The sequence below is a fragment of the Weissella sp. LMG 11983 genome (assembly GCF_025908495.1).
GTDB lineage: Bacteria > Bacillota > Bacilli > Lactobacillales > Lactobacillaceae > Weissella > Weissella fermenti.
In genome coordinates, this window is sequence record NZ_JAOZFD010000001.1 from 342,483 (window position 1) to 366,587 (window position 24,105).

Below are 24,105 nucleotides of genomic sequence, written 5' to 3' on the forward strand. Positions count from 1 at the left end.
TTAAATTGTATTTGAGGCATCACTTGCGACGCCCAAATAACTTGTATCATTTCGTGAAATTTCCGTAAACGTGTGACCATCATGCGTTTCTAGGATAGATGTACTTGTGTTACCCAAGCCACCTCGTGCACGTAAATCAGCCAATGGAATGCCAGTTAGACCACCCATTCCCGTCGTCAACGCAGCGCCGTGGCTAAAGAAGACCAAATTCACATCTTCACCGCCATATGTTGCGACAGCTTCTTCAACCGCCTCACGGAAACGCTTTTGAACACTTTCGAATGACTCAGCTCCTTCAACTTGACTTGCATCGAACTTCTCTGGGTGGTTACGAGAAGCATCGTACATGTCATACCAACCCTCTTGCACTTCACCGAAGCTCATGCCTTCCCAAACACCGAATGAAAACTCCTTCAAGCCGTCCATAAACGTCAATTCAGGGCGCTTGTTAAGCATTGCCAACGTTTCTTCGGCTGTGATGCGGGCACGCTTGATCGGACTTGAAAAGGCGTGTGCAAATTCAATATCCTTCAAGTGGTTGCCGAGCATCTTAATTTGGTCGTATGATTCAGGCAACAATGGTGAATCACCACCCGCTCCTTGAAAACGGCCTTCTGCGTTCCATTCTGTTTTACCGTGGCGGATGAAGTATAGCTTCGTCATGCGTTGGTCTCCTTCTCTTTGATTGGTTATGTATTTATGTAGTGGTGAGTGTCCGTCCTGACGGCCGGAGTGCTTGGCCCCTTCTTTAGGCACGCTAACACGTCCAGACCATGACCTGCAGAGTGAACAGCTCTCCCAATGGGTTTCCGGCAGATGTAATTCTCAAACAGACAAGAACATCTCGGTTGCTGTGGCTGGGGGCGCCCCGCGTATAGAACCGGACATGGCTAAACCTGTGGGGGTAATACTTAGGGGTTTTACCCCTTAGTATTACGGAGGGTAAAGGTGTACGCTGCAACGCAGTGGGCTCCGCCTCCCACGGTTTTGACATGTCCGGTTTAGCGGGCCTAAAGAAGCCCCCAGCCACTCGACGCAACGCGTCGACACAAACCATAAACTATATATCCTCCATTATAGACGTAAAAACGCCGAGAGACAAAAATCTCCCGGCGTTTTCCTGTTATCGATATTATATTTTTAGTGTGTAACCGTGATTACTCCAAACCTTCAGTCAAAGCCTCAGGGAAGTTCTCGCGGACGATTTGTGCTTCGTGTGCTGACAACATTGGGAAGTCAGGATCTGCGCCCAAATCAGTGTGGTACATACGATCACGTGGTGACTCTTCACCTTCTGCGTGAGCAACCGCAATCTTGTAACCATCAAAGTCCGTTGCATCACCAGCTTCATCAGCTGATGCCACGTGCAATTGAGAAACAAGCAACAAGACGCGAACATCTTGTCCCAATGAATCCAACCAAGCCTTTTGGTCGTCAGTCAAGAACAACGTTACCGCTGCTTCGGCTGGCTTACCAATCAACTTGGCATCACGGGCAACTTCAAGAGCCTTGTTTACGGCATCACGCAACGTCATGAATTGTGACCACTTAGCCATCAATTCGTCAGCGTTAGCAATGTCTTCAACAACTGGCATCTCAGTCAAGTATGCAAAGTCGCCTTCTTCGTGCTCTAGATACTCGAAGATTTCTTCAGCCGTGTGTGGCAAGATTGGTAACAACAACTTGTCCAAGTCTACCAAGACCTTGTACAAGACCGTTTGCAATGACAAACGGGCGTGTCCCTTAGGTGCTTCAACATACAAGATGTCCTTAGCGAAGTCCAAGTAGAACGCTGACAAGTCAACGTTAATAAAGTTGATAACCAACTTGTTCACTGCTTGGAAGTCATATGCGTCGTAGGCAGCCTTAATGTCGGCAACCAACTTGTTAAAGCGGGCATAGAAGTATTGATCAGCTGCAACCAAGTCATCGAAGTCAACCGTGTCAGCCTTTGGATCAAAGTCTGACGTGTTAGCCAACAAGAAACGCATCGTGTTACGGATCTTACGGTATGTCTCAGACGTTTGTGACAACAAGTCCATTGATACACGAACATCGGCTGATGAATCAACTGACGTTACCCACAAACGGATAATTTCAGCACCCATCTCCTTCACCACTTCGTTAGGTGAAATGATGTTACCCAATGACTTAGACATCTTCTCACCGTTTCCATCCAAGACGAATCCTTGTGACAAGACTGACTTGTAAGGGGCCTTACCAGTTACGGCAACACCAGTGATCAATGATGAGTTGAACCAACCACGATATTGGTCAGAACCTTCCAAAACCAAATCTTCTGGGAAGCTTAGGTTTGGACGCGTTGCCATAACACCTTGGTGTGAAGTTCCTGAATTCGAACCAAACGTCCATGATGTCCGTTTCCTTGGTAAATTCGCCATTTGGTGAGTGCTCGTTTGAGTAACCTTCTGGCAACAAGTCCTTGGCCTCACGTTCGAACCAAACGTTTGAACCATGCTCGGCTACCAAGTCAGCGATGTGGTCGATGATTTCAGGATCAACAATTGCCGTACCATCTTCAGCATAGAAGATTGGCAATGGCACACCCCAAACACGTTGACGTGAGATAACCCAGTCGTCACGGTCGCGGATCATGTTGTACAAACGCTTCTTACCCCATTCTGGTTGGAACGTCACATCGTCCAATGCGTCCAAAATGTCTTGACGGAAGCTATCGATTGAAGCGAACCATTGTGGCACAGCACGGAAGATAACTGGCTTCTTAGTACGCCAGTCAAATGGGTAGCTGTGAACAACTGGTTCGTGCAAGATCAACGCATCAGCTTCTTCAAGCTTTTGCAAGGCAACTTTATCAGCATCTTGATAGAAGACACCTTCAAAGTCAGGACCAGCTTCAGCGGTCATCTTACCTTGGTCATCAACGTTCATGATAACTGGCATGTTGTAACGTTGACCGGTAGCAAAGTCATCTTCACCAAATCCTGGGGCCGTGTGAACCGCACCAGTACCGGCATCTGCCGTAACGTAATCAGCGTTAACAACCAAAATCTCGCGGTCCATGAATGGGTGCTCAGTCGTCACCATTTCAAGTTCCTTACCAGTAAAGGTTGCAACAACTTCGTACTCGTCCCAGCCGAACTTAGGCGCAACGGCACCCAACAAAGCTGAGGCGACAATGTACTTCTTGTCTGAACCCTTTGGTTGGATTTGTGAGTATTCAAAATCAGCATTCAAAGCCAAAGCTTGTGAAGCTGGTACCGTCCAAGGTGTCGTCGTCCAGGCGATGAAGTACGTGTCGTTATCCAACAAGCCCTTACCGTCCTTAACGCGCTCTGAGAAGAACGCCGTGTCTGACTCGATGTCGTGGTATTCGATTTCAGCCATTGCCAAAGCAGATTCTGATGACCATGACCAGAAGACAGGCTTCTTACCACGGTAAATCAAGTTCTTCTTGGCCATCTCACCGAAGACGCGCAATTGTGCAGCTTCGAATTCAGGCAACAACGTCAAGTATGGGTTATCCCAGTCAGCTGAAATTCCCAAACGCTTGAAGTCAGCCATTTGCGTCTTAACTTGCTTGCGTGCAAATTCTTCGGCCATCTTACGCCAGATAACTGGGCCAACCGCCTTACGATCCTTACCAGCCTTCGTCAATTGTTGTTCAATTGGCAAACCGTGCGTATCCCAACCAGGGACAAATGGTGCGTAGAAACCATTCATTGACTTGTAACGAACGATGATATCCTTAGAAATCTTGTTCATCGCGTGTCCGATGTGAATGTTTCCGTTAGCATATGGAGGGCCATCGTGAAGCATAAATGATGGCTTACCTTCGTTCATCTTTTGACGTTGCTCATAGACCTTGTTCTCGAACCAGATGTTTTCACGTTGTAGCTCAGTTTGTGGTAGGTTACCACGCATTGGGAACTTCGTCTTTCCTAGGTTCAAGGTTTGCTTCATCTTCATAAAAGCGCAATCCTTTCTGTTCAATTCAAGTGCTACCGCGTTGACATGCGGCTTACCCTGAAACTAAAAAATCCCGCATCGGCCAAATAGCCAATGCGGGACGTCATGTCAACGTGGTACCACCCGAATTCACGGCAAAAAGCCGCCTCTTCTGTGTATTTAAAAAATCATTCTTGCTGATAAACAAGCTGCGTAACCATCCTAGGCTCTCACCGGGTAAATCCTAGGTCGCTGTTTGGAATACATCTTGCCGTTTGGTCAAGAAACCATGATTACATGATAACGAAAAATTAGTCCTTATTCAAGAAGTTTTCTTCGTTTTCGTTTGATTCAGGGAAGATAACAACCGTTTCTACCTCTGAACTAGCTTGTGCCGCAGCTGACTCTGGGGCAGCTGGTGCAGCTGATTGTGGTTGTTGGAATGCAGCAGGTTGTTGGAATGCGGCCCAATCGTCAGTCTTTACCAAGTCCAATTGTGCATTCAACATGCCCTCAATCTTAGCCTTAAATGCACCCATCTCCTTGTTCAAAGCATCGTGCTCAGCAACCAATGCTTCGTTCTTTGATTGAGATTCAGTCAACAATGAGTTGGCCTTAGCGTTAGCTTCCATAACAATCTTTTGTGCTTCAGCTTGCGCTTGTTGCAACGTTGCCTCAGCTTCTGCTTCAGTTTGCTTCTTCAAACGGTCAGCTGCTTCTTGCGCAATCAAAATTGATGAGTTAACAGATTGCTTCATCTCTTCAACTTGCTTAGCATTAGCGTCTGCTTCAGCCAATTGCGTCTTCAAAGTTTGGTTCTCTTGTAGCAAACCATCGTAGTCCGTTACGATTTGGTCCAAGAAAGCCGTTACTTCAGCCTTGTCATACCACTTGTTACTCTTTGTGTTAAATTCCTTAGCGTAAATCTCTTGTGGGGTCAATGCCATGATCGTTCTCCAATCTATTTCTTAATGACGGCCAATGTGACACGCCATTTATCTTTTTTTGTTATACCATTTTCAGCTAGCAATTTCATGCGACCGAACCGGCGCACTGAAATTAAATCGTTAACCGCCAACATAAAGTCTGGTCGGTCAATTTCGGTCCAGTTAACTCGGACCATGCCACGCTCAACTAATTCTTTAGCATGCGTTCTAGATACATTATACCCATTAGCCACTATAGTATCTAGTCGAAGCGATGACACAGTTGTATTGATTTCATCCCATTCCTCTTGCGGTGTGACGATATCAGCTAGCATCATTGGTTCAAAACGAACCTTTGTTTTACCGACGTGATCCAGTGATGACGTAATAAACCGCGCCATCTGTTCCGTTGCAACAATTTGCCAATCACCATCTTCACTACTAATAATGTCCCCGAAACTGTCTCGAGATAACCCGTTATTAATCAGTGTACCAAGTACAGTACTGTGATGTAGTTCAGCAAACTTGGTTGGATAGTTGATGCGGATTGCAGCAATTTCAAAATCGTCCTGTTGTACATCGTAATAATCCGGTGCAATCAAAGACCGTGCACTTTCGGCGTCGGTGTAGCCACCAGAGTGAGCAATCTTTAACTCATCATGCTGGTTAACCAACGTCTCCAAAATATATCTCTGCCGCGGGTTCAAAAAATTCGTCAGTACTGGACGATACTCATCCAATGCCTGACGAATTAAGCCTTGTGCCACATCAATAAATGTAGCTTCGCTCGGGCGGAAATGTTGTGATACATTATCTGCCATATTTTTATTTCTCTAGAATGCTTGTGCAATTGCGCGTAGGCCTACTTGAGCAGCTTGCAAAAGTAGCAAACCAATCAAAGGAGTAAAGTCGATAATTCCCGTACGAGGCATCACACGACGAATCGGATCAACAACGATTCCGGCAATACGACCTAGCAATTGTCCCAAGGCTGATTGTTGTGCCCCGGGTAACCATGACATCAGCACCCAAATCAAGATTACGAACTCCATGGCACGCAAGACCAACATCAATAACGATAAAATGAGTGTTAACATTTGGTCACCTATTAATTAAATTGTTGTCCCAAATTTTGAGAAATCGTTCCTGAAATCTCAAAATTATGAGGCGTAGCAAGGAAGATACGCTCACCAACACGTTCAATGATACCGTCAACAGCAAAGGCCGTTCCACCTAAGTAGTCAAGCACACGCTTGCCTGTGTTTTCATCAATTGAACCTAGGTTTACGATAACCGCTTCACCAGCCAACAATTGCGTCGCAATTGTTTGGGCATCAGCGTACGTACGTGGCTCATACAATGCAATTTTTGATGTCTCACCTGGACGTGAGCCATCCATTGGCAATACATTCGGACGACGCGCAGCCGTTGGACGTGTTGCATTTGCATTGTTAGCCTTAGTCTTTGACGTTGTTTGTTGTGCAGGTTCTTGCACGTATTGCTCTTCCGGTGCCTCTTCTTCTTCATAGTAATAATCACTATCTGATCCCATGAAGAAGTTCCTAAAATTCTCAAAAGCCATCGGTAGTCTCCTTACTTTTCGCCGCGCTTCATCCAGTTAAAGTAAGCTGGACGCTCAATTTCTTCGTCAGCAGCAGTGTTTTCTGATGAAAGCGGTTGAACTGGTTCAACCGGTGCAGCTTGTGCAGGGGTTGCTTGTTGTGTAGGCTCAGCCGTCACGTTCCAGTCAGCAAAAGGATCAGTGTTCACTGGTTGTTGTGGTTGAACCGGTGCGGTTTGTTGTTGCACAGGTGCTACCGGCTCAGACACTGCTTCAAATGGGCTAGCCGTGTTGGCTGCGCCCAAGTTGATTTCTGGACGTGGCGTTGCTGGACGATCAATACCAGTTGCAATAACCGTCACAACCAACTCGCCTTCCATTTCCATATCAATCGTTGTACCGAAGATAATGTCAATATCTGTTCCAGCAGCTTGTGCAATCGTCTCTGAAGCTTCTTGCGCTTCGAACAATGACATGTCTGCGCCACCCTTAACTGAAAGCAAAACGTTTGTTGCGCCTTCAATCTTAGCTTCCAACAATGGTGAGGCAATTGCCTTGCGTGTTGCTTCAGCAGCGCGGTTCTCACCAGATGCTGAACCAATACCCATCAAAGCAGTACCTTGACCAGCCATGGCTGTCTTAACATCGGCGAAGTCCAAGTTGATGATACCAGGCTTAGTAATCAAGTCTGAAATACCTGAGACACCTTGCAACAAGACATCGTCAACCATCTTGAAAGCTTCCATAATAGGTGCCTTCTTATCAACAATTTGTAGCAAGTTGTTGTTCGCGATAACAATCAACGTATCAACGTTTTCCTTCAACTTAGCCAAACCTTCGGCGGCTGACTTACCACGCTTTGGACCTTCAAATGAGAATGGACGTGTTACAACACCAATCGTCAAAGCACCTGAGTCCTTGGCAATCTTAGCAATAACTGGCGCGGCACCAGTACCAGTACCACCACCCATTCCAGCAGTAACGAAGACCATGTCTGCACCGGCCAAAGCATCAGCAATTTCTTGCTCGCTTTCCTTAGCAGCAGCCTCACCAACCTCTGGACGAGCTCCAGCACCCAAACCACGAGTTGCCTTAGCACCGATTTGAATCTTGTTTTCTGCAGCTGAACGCTCCAACGCTTGGGCATCAGTGTTGGCTACGATAAACTCAACACCTTCAACACCGTCATTCACCATTTGGTTAACGGCGTTTCCACCACCACCACCGACACCAATTACTTTAATCGTTGCGCCGTACTCTTGGTTCATATCCATTTGGAAATCCATAACGAGCTCCTTTTTCTCACTTATCTTTTCTTTTTTGTTTAGTCGAAGAATTCCTTGAAGAAGTTGAGCAATGCACCCTTCTTCTTAGGCTTCTCTTCTTCATCATAATTGACATCATCTGTGTCATTAACTGATGGTTCTACAACCGCTTGACTTTCAGGTCGCGCAGGTCGGCGATTTGTCGTTGGCTTTTGCACTGGTGCTGCTACCGCAATCGTTGGTTGCCCAACAACTGTCAATGGCAAGCCGTACAAGGCCTCCTTAACAATCAATTGAATTGGTGATTGTTGTGCAGCATAGTGAACCAATGCCCACGCTCCGGCATAACCGGGGTGACGTAGCCCAATATCAGTTGGTGAAAATGGCTTAACTTGCACATTATAGACACTACGAATTGCTTCAGTTGTACCACGTAATGCGGCACCACCACCAGTAACAACAATGCCACCAGGCAATTCAAACGCACCAACAAGTTGTAGCTTCTCGCCAAGCTTATCCAAAATTTGCATGAGACGCGCTTCAATAATTTGTGCCAACAATACCTCAGAGATTTGTTCAGTTTCTTCTGAACTAACCTTCTTGATAACGAGCTTATTATCTTCACGAGCCATACTTGAAAGTGCCAAACCAGAATCAAGCTTCAACATGTCCGCATCGTGCAACCCAACTTCCAAAACAGCGCTAATATCGCGTGAGATATTATCACTTCCAGCTGGGAAAGTTGATAAGAACTTTAATTGATGATCATGGACAACGGTTGCCGTTGTGTGACCCGCACCCATATCCAAAATGATTGTGCCAAATTCTTGTTGTCCGTCATCCAAAATCGTCTTGCTATAAGCAAGTGGCGTCAACACGAAGTCGCGTAATTGTAATCCAGCTTTAGCAATTGCCAGTCGCAAGTTCCCCATCACATTGCGAGGCGCTGTGTAGGCAACTGCCTTCATTTCTAGACGCATCCCCACCATATCGTTGGGATCTTGAATACCATCAAAATCATCTACGATAAATTCAGTTGGCAATAGTTCAACAATTTCACGATCGTTTGGCACATTAACTTTAACAGCTTCTTTTACAGCTGCTGAAACGTCTTCATAAGAAATATGCTGACTATCTTTTACCGTTACCGTACCACTAACATTTTGAATTTGAATATTACTTGCAGGCAAGCTAGCCACAACTTCTGTAACTGGCGTGCTGGTTTGCTCATTGATTTGTGCAACTGCTTGTCGAATATCATTAGCTGTTGCTTCAATATCCACAACAACACCGCGCTTAACGCCGTGGGCAATCGAACGACCAACCGCCACAATGTTAGCTTGCTGATCTCGAACATCCGCCGCTAGCACTTTTATCGTGTTTGTCCCGACATCGAGACCAACTATTAACCCGTGGTTGGCCATTTGAGTACCTCCTTAACTGCCAATCAGTTGATGTTTAAATAAATAAACAATTCTTTAAGATAATACCATACTTTATAAGGGTTCTTCCAGACCTCTTGCGGGATTATCCCGTTTTTGTTTGCAAAAAAAATCTTAGTTTTATTATTGTCCGTATGGTGTGAAATATGCACCGACTTGTAAGTCAGCAATTCCGGTTTTATTATCCAGCGATGCTGCCATGGCTGGATAATATTTTAGTTTGCTTGCGAGGTCATTCGCACTAATCAAAACTTCATTGCCATCATTCATGTACAGCTCAAGGCGTTGATTGTTTTGCTTAGTCGGTGACCAAACAATTTCAGAAACTGACCGTCGCAAGGCCAAAGGTAGCTTACCAAACTCAGCTAAAACTAATTTTAAATCAGCAACTGAGGTGAAATTGTCGTAAAGTGGCAAGCCACCAACCGGTTGATCCGCCTCGGCGCTCGTTAACATCTTACCGTTTTCCAAAATTGGATAGTAATGTGTATCTGCCTTCACATACCCAACTTTCACAATTTCGTTGACCTTAATTTCAATGGTGTTATCAGAAACCAACTCGAACTTGAGTCCTGAAATTTGTGGATTGCGTTGGGCAGCCATTTTACTGAAGTAATCAGCTTGATGAAGTGTCGTCAAAAGTGGTTGTCCGGTTTTCAACTGGGCCGCATCTAATACCGCTTTTTTACTAAGACTCTCTGAACCCACCACCTTATAGTGATTCACTTGACTTAGTGGGGACATCAAGTAAATTAAGACACCCGCCAACACCGTTAGTGCCGTCGCTGATAGAATGGCGCCTCGCTCGTAAGGAAAGAGAATTGGTTCGGATTCTACAGCTGGTTCAAAGCTTTCCGCCACTAAATCCTCAGGTTCTTCAGCAAACGTTTCACGTAAGCGACGGGGTAGTTTTAACTCACGACGAGCCTTTTTCTCTTGCGATTGGCGCGTAGGCAATGATGACCAGTCATCTTCCGACAACAATGCATCTAAATGCGCTTGAATATCACTAGACTTTGCCCCTTTAGGCTTTGATTCATTTTCATCGGCCATCATATGCCCCCTTTCCAATCGTTAGGTCATTATTTAATAACTGTCTTAATCAACTTGATGAATTGATCCGCTGCGTCAGGTACACCTAATTCCTTAGCTGCCTTAGCCATCGCTGCACGTTGATCGTCGTGCGTCATCAAGTGATCGATTGTGCCAAACAACGTTGTGCCTGACAATGATTCTTCCGTAATCATTTCTGCTGCACCAGCTTCAACTAAGCTACGGGCGTTCTTTGTTTGGTGATCATTCGTCACATATGGGCTTGGGATCAAAACCATTGGCTTTCCCAATGCCGTTTGTTCAGCCAAACTCGTGGCACCGGCACGCCCAACGACCAAATCCACAACTGGCATCAATTGTGGCATGTTACCGATGTACGGTACAACAGCAACATTTTCAGCTGGTACGACGCCACCTGCACGTAGATCTGCTTGTACGTCGTCATAGCGCTTGCCACCAGTAACGAAGATAACTTGGTATGGCCGGTTAGCAAACTTTGACATCCCCGCAACCATGGCCTTGTTCAACTTCAGCGCCCCTTGTGAACCACCAAAGATCAATACCGTTGGCTTGTCTGCAGACAAATGCAACGTGTCCCAATCAAATGAACCTTCGCCATCAACGACTTCTTGGGCACGCGGATTACCAACAACTGTTGCTAAACCACCCTTAAAGGCTGATAGTGCCGCCGGAAAGGCAACGCCGACCTTCGTCACATGACGCGCCAAAAACTTGTTTGTGACACCCACAACAGAGTTTTGCTCGTGAATAACCGTTGGAATCTTAAGTTGTTGCGCTGCGTATAGCACTGGACCAGAAACATAACCACCAGTTCCAACCACAACATCCGGCTTAAATTCTTCCAGCATCTTCTTAGCCTTGCGAGTAGCCGTCAAGAAAAGATAGACCGTCTTCACATTATCAAGTGACAATGAGCGACTGAACCCTTGCACGGCCAAAGCCTTAAAATCGAATCCTGCTTCTGGCACGATTGACTTTTCTAAACCGCGTTCACCACCGATATACAACACTTCGGTATCTGGTTCCAATTGCTTCAATTGCTTAACCGTTGCTAGCGCTGGGTAAATGTGTCCCCCAGTTCCACCACCTGAAACAACAATACGCATATCTATCTCCTCTACTTTCCTTCGCTGTGAGCCTTAACGGCTGCCACGAACAAATCACCACGTGTTTCAAAATTAGGGAATTGATCCCATGATGCTGCAGCTGGTGAAAGCAAAATAATGTCACCTGGCTCACTCAATTCGAAAGCCGGTTCAACTGCATGAGGTGCATCCTCTGCATGAACCACTTCAATACCGAGCGCTTCACCGACTGCTGCAACCTTATCTGCCGTTTGACCAAAGACTACCAAAGCCTTTACGTGTGGCTTCATTTCTTCAAGCAATCGCATTTGGTCGTCACCACGATCTAGACCACCGGCTAGCAAAACAACTGGCGCCTTAAATCCTGATAGCGCCATTTCCGTTGCCTCAATATCAGTCGCCTTTAAATCGTTATAAACTTGACGTCCTTCAAACGTGCCAACATATTGCAAACGGTGCTCAACACCACCAAATTGACGCAATGTCATCGCAATTTGATTGCTTGGCACATTCATCAACTTACCAACAGCAATCGCAACCAACGCGTTTTCGACGTTGTGATCGCCTGGTACGCCGAGTTGGTTAGCTTGCATGATAGCTTCACCACGGAAGTACAACGTACCATCTAGTTCGTAAGCACCTTCTTGACTCACGTTTTGACGTGAAACTGGGACAACCGTCGCTGCAGTTTGCTTTGACAATTCAACCCATTCTTCGCGGTCAACATTGATAACCAAGAAATCGTCGGCTGTTTAATTCTTTGTGATACCCATCTTAGCGGCAACATAGTTTTCGCGTGTGCCGTGGTAATCCAAGTGAGATGCAAAAATGTTTGTGATAATCGCAATATTTGGCTTAGCCGTTGGCATCCCCATCAATTGGAATGATGAGAGCTCTGTGACAAGTGTATCGGTCGCACGCAACGTTGGGGCAACCTCACTCACTGGCGTCCCAATATTTCCGGCAACAACAACTGCATGCTCATCATCTGCTTGCGTACGTAGCACAGCTGCAATCATCTCAGTCGTGGTTGTCTTACCATTTGAACCCGTTAATGCGATCCAAGTTCCCTTGATGTATCGTTGAGCCATTGCAACTTCAACGAAAATTGGAATACCAGCCTCCTGTGCAGCTGCCAAAACTGGAATACGGTATGGAATTCCAGGATTCTTAACAATTAGGTCGACGTCAGCTAGCAACTCGACAGTTTGTTCCGTTGTAAACACAACGCCTTGTGCTTGCAAAGCAACCACGCGTTCATCCGTCAAATCCAATTTTGGGTCTGAAACTGTCACTTGCGCACCTTCGTTCAACAACAAAGACGCAACGGCTGCCCCAGAACGTGCAAAGCCAATTACCAAAACATGCTTACTCATGATCAGATCCCCTTTAAAAGTTATGTATACGGGGCGTTCCCCGCGCGTTTGCATAATGCAAAAAGTCTTATAACGACTTTATATGTGTTTTAGTGAATGATGATTTACTTAAAAATCACAAGATACAAAACCGCCGCAATCAGTCCAACTGCCCAGAAGAATGTATCAACTTGCCACTCGTTCCATGGCTTATCTGTATTACCAGTCAAGCCACCCTTTTCGAAACTGTGGTGAATTGGTGTCATCAAGAAAATACGCTTCTTAAAGAAGTGATAACTTGTGACTTAAATCATAACGGTCAACGTTTCGACCATGAAGACGAAACCAATCAACAACAATGACCATTCGTGGTGCAAGACAAGTGAGTTCATCGCCAAACCGGCGCCCAATGCCAATGAACCAGTATCACCCATGAAGATTGATGCTGGATAGTGGTTAAAGACCAAGAAGCCAAGCAATGCCCCAATCATCAACGCATCCAACAACACCATTGTCATGTCACCTTGGACGAACGCGATAATCAAGTATGCAACGTATGCAATAATCGCCGTACCAGATGCTAAGCCGTCCAACCCATCTGTCAAGTTGGTGGCATTTGACCAACCAACAAGCCAAAAAATCGTGAACAACGTATAAACAATAATGCTGTTGATGCTACCCAAGTTAAATGGCAAATCCAACGTGAAGTCAAAGTGGCCTAAGAATAGCACTGCAACCGCTAGTAACGCAGCAGCGATTTGTGAGAATAGCTTTGGCAAGAAGCGAAGTCCTTCATCGCGGTGATTAAAGACCTTGATACTATCATCAAAGGCACCAACCAAGGCAAACACAATAATGGCGATTAATGTTGCCCAACCTGTTGATGCATTCGCACCTGTCGCAAACGCTAAGATAATGAAACCGATAATCACAACCGGAATAAATCCAGCCCCACCCATCGTAGGTGTTCCAGCCTTAGCTGCGTGATCTGGTCCATTTTCACCAGTACGCATCACTAATTGTTGCACCTTAATTTTCTTAAACCAATTCCTCAAACGCGGTACTACGATGATTGTTGCGATCAACCCCATCAATAGTCCGAGTAACAAAGTCGACATTTGACTTCTCCTCTCTTATAAACCCTTATTTATTCCGCTTTCGCGTTTTTAAATTCAACCGTTATTTCATGATAGCCATCTGCTAACTGAGTACCTGGTGTAATTGATTGTGTCGCCACAAAACCATCACCCTTAATAATCGGCTTGATATCAGCTAGCTTTGCCCAAGCTAACACATCAGACTTTGACCAGCCATGCATATTTGGCACTGCAATATTTTTACCAGTGTTCAAGAACACACGCTGATTCGTCAATGACTTTTGACCACCAGCCGGCGTCTGCTTTTTGACAGTCGCACCGTCACCCATCACAATTGGCGTCAAATTAGTTGCTTCAACTTCTTTTTCTGCTTCATTGGTTGATCCACCAACAACCGTTGGGACCGTCACTTGCTGGTCTTCACTGACAACAACCTTGTTATCAGAATCAGACATTGTCAGTGCTTGTTGCATCACCGTCACGAACATATTAGACATATCCGTCGCAATGTTTTGTGTGTTCTGCTGTGGTTCCTTGGTCACAATGTACATCAAATAGCGTGGATCATCTGATGGTGCCATTCCCATCCATGAATGGATTTCGTGCGTATTATCCCCAGGTGATGAATAACCGGTCGACGTCGCAATTTGCGCCGTTCCAGACTTACCCGTCGTTCGAACATCTGGGATTGCATAAGCTTGACCCAAACCATACTCAGAGTAAATAACATCTTCCAATTGCTTACGCGTTGCCTCAGCTGTTGATTTCTTAATTGGCTTTGCAACAACCTTGCGCTTAGCCTGGTAAATCACCTTTTTGGTATTGGGATCAACAACCTTTTCAACAAGGTTCGGCTTGATTTCTTCACCATTACCAGCAATCGCTGTATAGGCCTGTACCATTTGCAAAGGTGTTACCGAAATAGCTTGTCCGTAAGAGGTGTTCGCTTGTTCGATTGGATACTTAAACTGCATCAAACCAGTTTCTTCGCTTGGTAAATCAGAATCCGTAGACTGTAGGAAGCGGAACTTATTAATGTACTTGTGCCATGTTTCAGCACCCATCTTTTGCTCGGTCAACGCCATCGCGACGTTTGAAGATTCCGCAATTCCACGTGCATACGTAATCGTGCCCCAACCTTGACCGTTATTCCAGTCAGTAACGCTCTTATCACCAATCTTCAGGGTTCCAGATTGATAATACGCATCACCATCCCAATTGTTAGTGTCGATTGCTGCTGCCAAGGTGATTCCCTTCATAACAGATCCCGGTTCATAAACAGAACCTGAAATCTCATTTGTCCAGTAATCGCCGATACCTTCACCGGTAGTCGCGTTGAATGAAGGACGTTGCGTGGTCGCAACAATATTACCCGTCTTCGTATCCAGTACAATCGCCAACGCTGACTTAGGCTTCATATCATCATACAAATATTGCATCTTCTCTTCGAGCGTCGTCTGCAACTTTGTATTTATGGTTGTATAAATATCATACCCGTTTTTTACGGATTGGTCTTTCTTTGAGACACTCGAATCTGTATCATCAGCCGAAGTTGTCTTAACACCTTTCTTACCAGAGAGTTGTTTATTGTACTTTTGTTCGATTCCCATCAAGCCAACAATGCTTTGTGCACCAGTCTTGTCATCCGTTTTTTCACTCGTATAACCGATGACATTTGACGCAAAGACCCCGTTTGGATAGAAACGTGACGCACTGTTTGTAAAGGTGATACCCGGTATCTTCAATTTATTGATTTTCTTATACGTTTGAGAATCTAACTTTAGTCCACGTGAGCCAAATTGAACCTGCTTCAACTTATTTTTGCGTCCCTTTTCCAAGGTCGTCACATAAGTTTTTGGATCACCACCCAAGATGCCTGCTAGCTGCTTAGCTACCTTTTCATCTTGACTTGGGGCAACATAGGCTGGCTTTCCTTTGCTTGTTTTTTGCGTGTCATCAATGACTGCAGCTAAAGTATAGGTCGTTGCGTTTTCAGCTAGCACATTCCCAACTGAGTCAAATATCTCACCACGCTTAGGCTGAACTGAATTCTGACTTCGGTAAACTTGTTGAGCGGCTTCGTTTAACTTATGCCCCTTCACGTCTTTTGTGATGGCAACATAAGAAAAACGGACCCCCAACACAACCAAAATCAGCAACATGGTACTTACTAGCACAAAGCCTGTAATACGACTGTTTTTATCCGATTGGTTACGTTTTGGCATCCGCTGTTTCTTCACCATGCTACTTCACGTTCCTTATGTTTTGGTTTTGAAGCGTCAATCCGTTCTTAGCCGCAATATCGTTCAAACGACTTGGGCTCGTCAAATCACTCACTTCTTGCTTCAAATCATTGTTTTGATTACGTACCTTTTCAAGGGAAGCTGACGTTGTTGCCAGTTGTGAGTTTGCTGTTGCTGCACGGTTTGACGTGTGTACGACAACCATCGCCATAAAGACAACAACAAATGCAGTTGCCACGCAAAAGGCGATGTCAATGGCGTTAAAGCCTGGCTTTTCCAACTTACGCTTAACGACACGAACGTGTGGGCGTTGTTGTGGTTGATCAACTTTGCGAGGCGACGTTGTGTGCGTGTAGTTTGGCATTGCATCCATGATGTTCAGATCCTTTCTTCACCGTCCATCATGGGCGGCATATGCTATCGTAGTCGTTCGATGACGCGCAACTTTGCTGAATGAGCGCGGTGATTGTTAGCCATTTCTTCTTCTGAAGGTAAGATTGGCTTACGCGTCACGAGTTTATAATCAGGTTGCATCTCATCCGGAATGATTGGCAAGCCAGCTGGCAATTCAGGAACTGCCGTCTTTTCCTTAAACATCGTCTTAACGAGGCGATCTTCAAGCGAATGGAAAGTAATGACCGAAATACGACCACCAACCTTCAACATATCCAAAGCTTGTGCGAGTGATTCTTCGACCACTCCCAATTCATCATTCACGGCAATTCGAATGGCTTGGAATGAACGCTTGGCCGGATGACCTCCTGTTCGACGAGCCGCTGCAGGAATTGCTGACTTGATGACCTCAACCAATTCAAATGTGGTTTCAATTGGTTTAACTTCACGTTGGCGCTCAATTGCACGTGCAATTTGCTTAGCGAATTTTTCTTCACCGTAACGTGACAAGATGCGTAGCAAGTCGTGGAAATCCCACTCGTTAACTACCGTACGCGCTGTCAATTCTTGTGATTGATTCATGCGCATATCAAGTGGTGCATCATAGTTATATGAAAAACCACGTTGTCCGTCGTCGAATTGTGGTGATGACACACCCAAATCGTAGACGATACCATCAATTTCAGTGACCCCAACTTCAGCAAGTGCGTCACGCAAGTTACGGAAGTTATTTTGAATGAAGGCAACTTTACCTTCAGACAACTCAGTGGCCAAATGTTCTTTGTTGTAGTTAATTGCCGTAATGTCTTGATCAAATGACCAAAGCTTTCCGGTAGTCAAACGACTTGCCAACAACTGTGAATGACCACCGCCACCCAACGTCGCATCAACATATGTTCCGTCTGGCTTAACATTTAAATTATCAATTGCTTCGTTAAGCAATACGGTTACGTGATTGAACTCCGTCATATGTAATTGCCTGTTCGACCTTTCTAGTTCGTATCAATTTGCTGTTAGAAGCCCAGGTCTTCCAATCCATCAGCAATATCATCAAAATTCTCTGCAGTTTCTTCTTCGTAAGCTTGCCACTTCTCGGCACTCCAAAGTTCGAACGTATCATCACCCAAACCGAAGACCGTGACATCCTTATCGATATTTGCGTATTCGCGCAAGGTTGGTGATAGATTCACACGACCTTGCTTGTCGAATTCAACTTCTGTTGCCCCACCGAAGACGAAACGCTTAAATTGGCGCGCCTTGGCATTTGTTTCTGGCAATGCGTTAATCTTAGTTGAAAAATCTTCCCAGCCTTGCATCGTGTAGGCACGCAATGAGTGATCCATCCAACGTGTAATCACAAAGGATTCACCCAACTGATTGCGGAATTTTGCGGGGATAATCAACCGGTTCTTAGTATCCAACGTGTGTTGGTAAGTTCCCATGAACATCGGCGATACCCCCTTTCAAATTATTCAGCAATTTCAGATGCTGTGGCGTATTGAGAATAGTCGACATTTCAATACATTTAATTTACCACAATCTCCCACCTTCCACCACCTGCCCCCACGTTCTACCACTGGGATATATGGTGTATTTTAGGGTTCAAAAGCCTATTACACCGGCCCTGACGCTCCTTTTTAACAGTCACTTTACAAGTTTTCGAATAACTTTAGAAAATGAAGAATTTTTTAAGGTTATAAGGTCAAATCCTTGATATACCAACGGTTAACAACTTAGTTATGGAGATGGTGGGAGGTGGGGAACGGTGGGTGGGAAGATTAGGTGGTGGAAAGTGGTGGGGATTTGAACAAAAAGTGGGTGGCATCCCCACTGACGCCATCAGAGCATTGTTTCGTTCATTACACCCCATGACATCATAGGGTGTAATCCCCACTTAGCACCCAAACCACACAAAAAGCGCGACCTTAAAACCAAGGTCGCGCTTTTAAAATCTATTTAAATTTCGCGGAAACCGCCATCAACTGGAATTTGATCCTCGATGTCGATTTCTTCTTCCTGTCCACGTGTAAAGGCGAACAACTCAATAACGAAATAAAGGGCTGCCAAATAGTAGCCATACATCGCTGAGTTCAGATGTAGCCAAACTGACACCAAGAACACCACTGGCCACACAAACATCAAGTACCAGAAAGCACCGCGCTTACGCAAGAAAGCTCCTGCAATAGCACTGAAAATCATGTTTGCCACAAACAATGAAAAAATAATTTTAACATTCGCCGTTAACGGTGATTCGTTAATTGCAAACGGTACTAACAACCCCAAGATTGGCATCCAAATCCAGAACCGCCAATCCAACGCTTCTTTCAAACGCTTCATATCAATTCCCCTTTTAACATCCCTGCAACGATGTTAACCTTAAAAATTCTAACGTGCTAACTCAAGTGCATAGCCCAATGCACTTAGCGCATAGAGCGGTGCGGTCTCGGCACGCAAAATGCGCGGCCCAAGCCCTGCAGGCACAAAGCCAAACGTATTCGTTAGCAAGTCTAACTCACTTTCCTTTAACCCACCTTCAGGTCCAACCAAAAAGGCAATTTTGTCGCCCACGTTCAAGTGACTAAACTGGGCCACCAGTTGCGCTGTTTCGCCCTGCTTGGCACTCTCTTCCCAGGCAACGATCTTAACCATATCATCCGGCAGATCCAAATCACGTAGTTTTTCAACATACGTCACATCTGGCACACGTAGTCGGTGTGATTGTTCAGCAGCACCTTGGGCAATCTTTTGCAATCGCGCAAGCTTCTTATCAGCTTTCATCCCCCAATGGACCACTGACCAATCCGTCTCCACGATAATGACGTGGTGAACGCCTAATTCGGTCGCTTTTTGAACAACCAATTCAGGTTTATCACCCTTAGCTAAGCCAAGAATGATTGTCGTCTCCACCGGCAATTCAACATCAGTTGCCACCTCTTCAACGACACGCATCGTTGTCATTTCATCAGCAACCTGAATCACTTCAGCCACCACCATGGTTTGTTGATCAGGATACACAAATTCTGCCTGTGTCCCTTCCTTGCCACGAAGGACGGTCATTAAATGATGTTGCACATCTTCTGGCAAAATAAATTCTTGACCGGCTGGCGCTTCAGTCAAAAAATAACGTTGCATTATTCGTCCTCGCTTTTACGGTGAGCAATCAAACCATACCATTCACCAAGCTTCATCGTCTCGTCGAGCGCATAGCCATTCTCTTCCAACTTCGCAATAATCGTTTGCGCCTTGTCTTCGTAAATACCTGATAACAAGAACTTACCACCTGGACGCAAAACGCTATCAACTTGTGGAATCAATGGTACAAGCACTTCAGCCAACATGTTAGCCACAACAATATCAAATTCTTGGGCCGGTACATCGCTTAGCAAGTCACTTGCCATCACTTGGATATCTGAGGCAACAGGATTCAAATCCAAATTACCTTGAGCTGATCGCACAGCCACTTCATCAATATCCGTACCTAGCACCTTATCAGCCCCCAACAACTTTGCCGCAATACCAAGCACACCTGAACCAGTTCCAACGTCCAGCAAACGTTCACCGCCACGTACGACGATTTCAAGTGCTTGCATCATCAAACGTGTCGTTGGGTGGGTACCAGTTCCAAAGGCCATCCCAGGGTCCAAAACAATCACTTTTTCGCCTTCTTGGGCTGGTTGGTATTCTTCCCACTTAGGCACGACTGTCAAATGACGTGTCACACGAACTGGGTGGTAGTACTTTTGCCATTCAGTAGCCCAGTCTTCATCCTTAACTGCACTCGTTGTTACCTTACCTGGTGTTGCATCAAGTCCAAATGATGCCAATTGGTTCACACGCATTTGCACATCGTTAATCACCTCAGGCAAATTAACATCTTCTGCAAAATAGCCAGCGACCGTCGCACCTGATTCGCGGTGCTCAACAACATCCCAATCGACCCATACAGTGGCATCAGCAGGTTCATAGCTGTTCACATCTGCCGCATCATCGATTTGGATACCTTCTGCCCCGGCTTCCATCAAAATATTGCTGACAGCTTCAACAGCCTCAGTTTGTGTCTCAACAATTATTTCTTGCCAACTCATCAGCACTTCCTCATCACTTCGTTATAGTCTTAACAACAGAATAACATAAAGTTGCCTAAAAATGTTGTCTGCTTTAACCCGCTTCTTTGCTTATCGCGACAACAAAAAAACGAGAGATACAATGTATCTCTCGTTCTTAATTAACACAACTAATAATTAGTCGACCGTAACAATCGTCATCAAGTTAGTCGTACCTGAAGTCGTTACAGGAATACCTGCAGTAACGATGATAGTATCACCCTTTTCTGCCAAACCTGCAGCAACAACTTCCTTCTTAGCCAATTCGATCAAAGCATCAGTGTTGTCCACTGCTTCTGAGATCATTGGTTGAACACCCCAGTAAATCGTCAATGAACGTTGTACACGCTCGTCGAACGTCAATGCCAAGATGTCAGCGTTAGGACGGTACTTTGAGATCATCTTTGCCGTGTAACCTGAAGTCGTTGCAGCAACGATAGCCTTAACGTTCAAGTTTTCTGCAGCCGTAGCAACAGCAGCAGCAACTGATTCAGTAACGTCTGATGCGTCGAAGTTGTTTACGTGACGGCCGTTTGCTGCCAAAGCAGTTTCTGCCTTCTCGTCGATGCGTGCCATAGTAGCAACAGCAGCAACTGGGTAAGCACCGTTAGCTGACTCACCTGACAACATAGTTGCGTCAGTTCCGTCAAATACGGCGTTGGCAACGTCGGAAGCTTCGGCACGCGTTGGGCGTGGGTTCTCTTGCATTGAGTCCAACATGTCAGTAGCAGTAATAACTGGCTTACCGGCAGCGTTCATCATGCGGATCAAGTCCTTTTGTACCAAAGGAACGTTTTCTGCTGGAATTTCAACACCCATGTCTCCACGAGCAATCATCAAACCATCAGAAACCTTCAAGATTTCGGCGAAGTTGTCGATACCTTCTTGTGATTCGATCTTAGGGAAGATCATAACATCTTCCTTACCAGCTTCTACCAACAAAGCACGGATGTCTTCAACGTCTGAAGGCTTACGTACGAATGAAGCGGCGATGTATTGGATACCTTGTTCCAAACCGAAGCGGATGTCATCGGCATCCTTTTCAGTGATACCTGGCAAGTTGATTGAAACACCAGGTGCGTTAACACCCTTACGTGATCCCAACAAACCGTGGTTTTGAACTTCAGTAACCAATTCGCGGTTAGCTTCGTCCTTTTCAGTGATCAACATGTCGATCTTACCGTCGTCGAACAAAACGTGTCCGCCAACCTTAACGTCGTCGAACAAACCAGGGTAAGTTACGGCAACCTTTTCCTTAGTACCTTCAAGAGAAGCATCCATTGAGATGCGAACAACATCACCGATGTTGAACTCAATCTTACCTGGCTCTTGAACAGTCGTACGGATTTCGGCACCCTTAGTGTCCAACAAGAATCCTACAGTCTTACCTGAAATCTTCTCGGCTTCGCGCACAGCGTTCATACGACCCAAGTGCTCTTCGTGGTCTCCGTGTGAGAAGTTGAAACGTACAACGTTTGCACCTGACTCGATCAACTTAGTAATAGTCTCGACGTCAGAACTAGCTGGTCCAAGCGTTGAAACAATCTTGGTCTTCTTCATGATCTGAAAAATCTCCTTCGTTTTGTGTTGATAGTGTATCTATCTAACTGATGTTAATTGTACTATTTTTCACTTTTTTTGTACACAATTTTTGTTTCTTATCTGTTCCAATATTCAAACAAAAAACACACAAGCTTACAGCTTGTGTGTTTTTTAACATTATTATTGTCGTGCGTCCGTATCCAAATCAACTTCCGTCAACTTACGCAACTTTGTCTTGTGCTTAATCTTGTATCCAAGGTACAAACCAATAAACAATGGTAGTGACATGTACGTTGTGATAATTCCTGACCAGTTCCAGTGTGAAATTGGTCCTTGGAATGATGCCAAGTCTTGTCCAACAACAACAACGATTGACAAAACCAATGCCAAAATTGGACCAACTGGGAACCACTTAGCATGGTAGCGGAGCTTCTTCATCACGGCCTTGTGCCACAAAGGCACGACGGAAACGATAGTGTGAAATTGCGATACCAATCCAAGCGATGAAACCAGTCAAACCTGAAGCAGCCACCAAGTAATAGTAGATACCAGTTCCAAAAACAGACGTGACGAACGTCAACAATCCAACGGCTACCGTTGCCAACAAGGCCGGTACTGGAATACCTGTGTTGATGTTAACGCGTGCGAATAGCTTTGGCGCCTTTCCTTCAACGGCCATGGCGTACAGCATACGCGTTGAAGCGTAAACACCTGAGTTGGCTGAAGAAATAACTGATGTCAAGATAACGGCGTTCATAATTGAAGCAGCAGCTGCCAATCCAGCTTGCTTAAAGACCAACGTAAATGGTGAGACCGCAATGTTTGTTTCACTTGAACGGAGCAAGTTTGGATCCTTGTAGTAAATCAATGCCCCAATAATGAAGATGGCAAGGATATAGAACAAAAGGATACGCCAGAAGACTTGCTTGATAGCCGTTGGCACTGACGTTTCTGGTGTTTCTGACTCACCAGCCGTAATACCAACCATCTCAGTTCCTTGGAATGAGAAACCAGCCACCATGAAGACGGCTAGCATACCACCAACACCACCGACGAATCCGTGGTTACCGCCAGCTGACAAGTTACGTGGTACATCTGGGTGATAAGCCATGATACCGAAGATTGTTGCAACTCCGATGACCAAGAATGCGACTACCGCAACAACCTTAATTGTTGCCATCCAGAACTCAGTTTCAGCGTATGACTTAGCTGACATTAGGTTGATGACCGTAATCAAGAGCAACACTAGCGCTGACCAAATCCAACTTGGGACATTTGGCAACCAGTAGCCCATGACCACACCGACCGTTGCCGCTTCAACCGCAACCGTAATTGCCCAATTAAACCAATAATTCCAACCCATGGCAAAACCGAAAGCAGGATCAACGAAACGATCGGCGAACGTTGAGAATGAGCCTGAAACTGGCATGTAAGTCGCCATTTCACCCAAACTGGTCATCAAGAAGTAAACCATCAAACCAATAACCGCATAAGCAGTAAGGGATCCGAATGGTCCAGCTTGTGCAACCGTTGCACCTGAGGCAACGAACAAACCAGTACCGATTGTCCCACCAAGGGCAATCATTGACAGGTGACGCGTCTTCATCGTGCGCTTCAGCGTCCCTTGATTCTGTTGATTATCTGACATAATTCCTCCTATATAGAGAGGCCTAATCGCACTCGTGAGAACGAAAAAAGTCCCCAGTTCATACCATCGCATAAACTAGGGACCTCGTTTGAAATCATTAGTGTTGTCGATAGCGCTCCGCAGCCGACGAATTTTGCTGCGACAGTCCTTCCGTTGTTCACGTAAGGACCAACATGTTTCACCGCCGTGAAAACACATTTCGGCAACCGCCCCTTTAAATCAACCGCCTTGTCTGCCGACTTGGTTGATCACTCATGTTGGTTGCGACCTCTATGTCATATTTAATTTATGAGACTAAGTATAAGCGTGTTTTCAGACATCGTCAACCCAACTCGCAATCTAACCCTAAAAACTTCTTAAATACCGCTTAAGCGTAAAACTTTATCACACCCTTTTTAAAAACACTGATGATACGATATATGAAAAGTTAGTTAACCACATTGG

The 24,105-nt window shown here is 45.4% G+C and carries 19 protein-coding genes, 3 pseudogenes and 1 riboswitch; all 22 genes and pseudogenes read right to left on the minus strand.

Features of this window, described 5'->3' with window-relative positions:
• Positions 1-663 carry a histidine phosphatase family protein gene (locus tag OIT45_RS01835; RefSeq protein WP_135797448.1) on the minus strand — a complete coding sequence of 221 codons (663 nt, stop codon included), beginning with the start codon at positions 661-663 and terminating at the stop codon, positions 1-3.
• Positions 664-1,157: 494 nt separating this feature from the next.
• Positions 1,158-3,948: pseudogene (ileS, locus tag OIT45_RS01840) on the minus strand (isoleucine--tRNA ligase).
• A 290-nt stretch (positions 3,949-4,238) separates the two neighbouring features.
• Positions 4,239-4,874, minus strand: coding sequence for a DivIVA domain-containing protein (locus OIT45_RS01845; protein WP_264339792.1), 636 nt, complete (start codon positions 4,872-4,874; stop codon positions 4,239-4,241).
• Positions 4,875-4,888: 14 nt separating this feature from the next.
• Positions 4,889-5,674 (minus strand): RNA-binding protein, encoded by a 786-nt coding sequence (locus tag OIT45_RS01850; protein ID WP_199404114.1) that lies wholly within the window; start codon positions 5,672-5,674, stop codon positions 4,889-4,891.
• Positions 5,675-5,686: 12 nt separating this feature from the next.
• The gene (locus tag OIT45_RS01855) at positions 5,687-5,950 is read right to left on the minus strand and encodes a YggT family protein (protein ID WP_003608226.1); all 264 of its coding nucleotides are present in this window, start codon (positions 5,948-5,950) and stop codon (positions 5,687-5,689) included.
• 11 nt (positions 5,951-5,961) lie between these two features.
• Positions 5,962-6,435 (minus strand): cell division protein SepF, encoded by a 474-nt coding sequence (locus tag OIT45_RS01860; protein WP_135797444.1) that lies wholly within the window; start codon positions 6,433-6,435, stop codon positions 5,962-5,964.
• 11 nt (positions 6,436-6,446) lie between these two features.
• Complete coding sequence (gene ftsZ / locus OIT45_RS01865) at positions 6,447-7,700, minus strand: cell division protein FtsZ (protein WP_199404113.1); 1,254 nt, start codon at positions 7,698-7,700, stop codon at positions 6,447-6,449.
• Between the two features lie 38 nt (positions 7,701-7,738).
• A complete protein-coding gene (gene ftsA / locus OIT45_RS01870) occupies positions 7,739-9,103 on the minus strand; it encodes a cell division protein FtsA (RefSeq protein WP_199404112.1) in 1,365 nt (454 codons plus the stop codon).
• Positions 9,104-9,244: 141 nt separating this feature from the next.
• Positions 9,245-10,177, minus strand: a complete 933-nt coding sequence (locus OIT45_RS01875; protein WP_264339793.1) for a cell division protein FtsQ/DivIB — start codon at positions 10,175-10,177, stop codon at positions 9,245-9,247.
• 26 nt (positions 10,178-10,203) lie between these two features.
• Positions 10,204-11,301, minus strand: a complete 1,098-nt coding sequence (gene murG / locus OIT45_RS01880) for an undecaprenyldiphospho-muramoylpentapeptide beta-N-acetylglucosaminyltransferase (protein WP_199404110.1) — start codon at positions 11,299-11,301, stop codon at positions 10,204-10,206.
• An 11-nt stretch (positions 11,302-11,312) separates the two neighbouring features.
• A pseudogene (murD, locus tag OIT45_RS01885) lies at positions 11,313-12,656 on the minus strand (UDP-N-acetylmuramoyl-L-alanine--D-glutamate ligase).
• A 104-nt stretch (positions 12,657-12,760) separates the two neighbouring features.
• On the minus strand, positions 12,761-12,904 hold the full coding sequence (locus tag OIT45_RS01890) for a hypothetical protein (RefSeq protein WP_264339794.1): 144 nt from the start codon (positions 12,902-12,904) through the stop codon (positions 12,761-12,763).
• Positions 12,905-12,940: 36 nt separating this feature from the next.
• On the minus strand, positions 12,941-13,753 hold the full coding sequence (locus OIT45_RS01895; RefSeq protein WP_264339796.1) for a phospho-N-acetylmuramoyl-pentapeptide-transferase: 813 nt from the start codon (positions 13,751-13,753) through the stop codon (positions 12,941-12,943).
• 29 nt (positions 13,754-13,782) lie between these two features.
• Positions 13,783-15,957, minus strand: coding sequence for a penicillin-binding protein (locus OIT45_RS01900; protein ID WP_242458261.1), 2,175 nt, complete (start codon positions 15,955-15,957; stop codon positions 13,783-13,785).
• Between the two features lie 19 nt (positions 15,958-15,976).
• Positions 15,977-16,348 carry a cell division protein FtsL gene (gene ftsL, locus OIT45_RS01905; protein ID WP_135797437.1) on the minus strand — a complete coding sequence of 124 codons (372 nt, stop codon included), beginning with the start codon at positions 16,346-16,348 and terminating at the stop codon, positions 15,977-15,979.
• Between the two features lie 44 nt (positions 16,349-16,392).
• A complete protein-coding gene (rsmH, locus tag OIT45_RS01910; RefSeq protein ID WP_135797436.1) occupies positions 16,393-17,337 on the minus strand; it encodes a 16S rRNA (cytosine(1402)-N(4))-methyltransferase RsmH in 945 nt (314 codons plus the stop codon).
• A gap of 44 nt (positions 17,338-17,381) precedes the next feature.
• On the minus strand, positions 17,382-17,816 hold the full coding sequence (gene mraZ / locus OIT45_RS01915; RefSeq protein ID WP_003608212.1) for a division/cell wall cluster transcriptional repressor MraZ: 435 nt from the start codon (positions 17,814-17,816) through the stop codon (positions 17,382-17,384).
• Between the two features lie 508 nt (positions 17,817-18,324).
• Positions 18,325-18,705 carry a hypothetical protein gene (locus OIT45_RS01920; RefSeq protein WP_135797433.1) on the minus strand — a complete coding sequence of 127 codons (381 nt, stop codon included), beginning with the start codon at positions 18,703-18,705 and terminating at the stop codon, positions 18,325-18,327.
• Positions 18,706-18,753: 48 nt separating this feature from the next.
• The gene (locus OIT45_RS01925) at positions 18,754-19,500 is read right to left on the minus strand and encodes an RsmE family RNA methyltransferase (RefSeq protein WP_199404106.1); all 747 of its coding nucleotides are present in this window, start codon (positions 19,498-19,500) and stop codon (positions 18,754-18,756) included.
• A complete protein-coding gene (prmA, locus tag OIT45_RS01930; RefSeq protein WP_003608209.1) occupies positions 19,500-20,453 on the minus strand; it encodes a 50S ribosomal protein L11 methyltransferase in 954 nt (317 codons plus the stop codon). Before prmA ends, OIT45_RS01925 begins: the two co-directional genes overlap by 1 nt.
• A 156-nt stretch (positions 20,454-20,609) precedes the next feature.
• Positions 20,610-22,031 (minus strand): pyruvate kinase, encoded by a 1,422-nt coding sequence (pyk, locus tag OIT45_RS01935; protein WP_199404105.1) that lies wholly within the window; start codon positions 22,029-22,031, stop codon positions 20,610-20,612.
• 162 nt (positions 22,032-22,193) lie between these two features.
• Positions 22,194-23,661 (minus strand): annotated as a pseudogene (locus OIT45_RS01940) (amino acid permease).
• A 102-nt stretch (positions 23,662-23,763) separates the two neighbouring features.
• Positions 23,764-23,942: riboswitch (Lysine riboswitch) on the minus strand.
• Positions 23,943-24,105 lie beyond the last annotated feature (163 nt).

Excerpts from the sequence above, each read along its gene's own strand:
- OIT45_RS01835 (WP_135797448.1), bottom strand. The coding sequence starts at position 663 with ATGACGAAGCTATACTTCATCCGCCACGGTAAAACAGAATGGAACGCA.
- OIT45_RS01845 (WP_264339792.1), bottom strand. The coding sequence starts at position 4,874 with ATGGCATTGACCCCACAAGAGATTTACGCTAAGGAATTTAACACAAAG.
- OIT45_RS01850 (WP_199404114.1), bottom strand. The coding sequence starts at position 5,674 with ATGGCAGATAATGTATCACAACATTTCCGCCCGAGCGAAGCTACATTT.
- OIT45_RS01855 (WP_003608226.1), bottom strand. The coding sequence starts at position 5,950 with ATGTTAACACTCATTTTATCGTTATTGATGTTGGTCTTGCGTGCCATG.
- OIT45_RS01860 (WP_135797444.1), bottom strand. The coding sequence starts at position 6,435 with ATGGCTTTTGAGAATTTTAGGAACTTCTTCATGGGATCAGATAGTGAT.
- ftsZ (WP_199404113.1), bottom strand. The coding sequence starts at position 7,700 with ATGGATTTCCAAATGGATATGAACCAAGAGTACGGCGCAACGATTAAA.
- ftsA (WP_199404112.1), bottom strand. The coding sequence starts at position 9,103 with ATGGCCAACCACGGGTTAATAGTTGGTCTCGATGTCGGGACAAACACG.
- OIT45_RS01875 (WP_264339793.1), bottom strand. The coding sequence starts at position 10,177 with ATGATGGCCGATGAAAATGAATCAAAGCCTAAAGGGGCAAAGTCTAGT.
- murG (WP_199404110.1), bottom strand. The coding sequence starts at position 11,301 with ATGCGTATTGTTGTTTCAGGTGGTGGAACTGGGGGACACATTTACCCA.
- OIT45_RS01895 (WP_264339796.1), bottom strand. The coding sequence starts at position 13,753 with ATGTCGACTTTGTTACTCGGACTATTGATGGGGTTGATCGCAACAATC.
- OIT45_RS01900 (WP_242458261.1), bottom strand. The coding sequence starts at position 15,957 with ATGCCAAAACGTAACCAATCGGATAAAAACAGTCGTATTACAGGCTTT.
- ftsL (WP_135797437.1), bottom strand. The coding sequence starts at position 16,348 with ATGGATGCAATGCCAAACTACACGCACACAACGTCGCCTCGCAAAGTT.
- rsmH (WP_135797436.1), bottom strand. The coding sequence starts at position 17,337 with ATGACGGAGTTCAATCACGTAACCGTATTGCTTAACGAAGCAATTGAT.
- mraZ (WP_003608212.1), bottom strand. The coding sequence starts at position 17,816 with ATGTTCATGGGAACTTACCAACACACGTTGGATACTAAGAACCGGTTG.
- OIT45_RS01920 (WP_135797433.1), bottom strand. The coding sequence starts at position 18,705 with ATGAAGCGTTTGAAAGAAGCGTTGGATTGGCGGTTCTGGATTTGGATG.
- OIT45_RS01925 (WP_199404106.1), bottom strand. The coding sequence starts at position 19,500 with ATGCAACGTTATTTTTTGACTGAAGCGCCAGCCGGTCAAGAATTTATT.
- prmA (WP_003608209.1), bottom strand. The coding sequence starts at position 20,453 with ATGAGTTGGCAAGAAATAATTGTTGAGACACAAACTGAGGCTGTTGAA.
- pyk (WP_199404105.1), bottom strand. The coding sequence starts at position 22,031 with ATGAAGAAGACCAAGATTGTTTCAACGCTTGGACCAGCTAGTTCTGAC.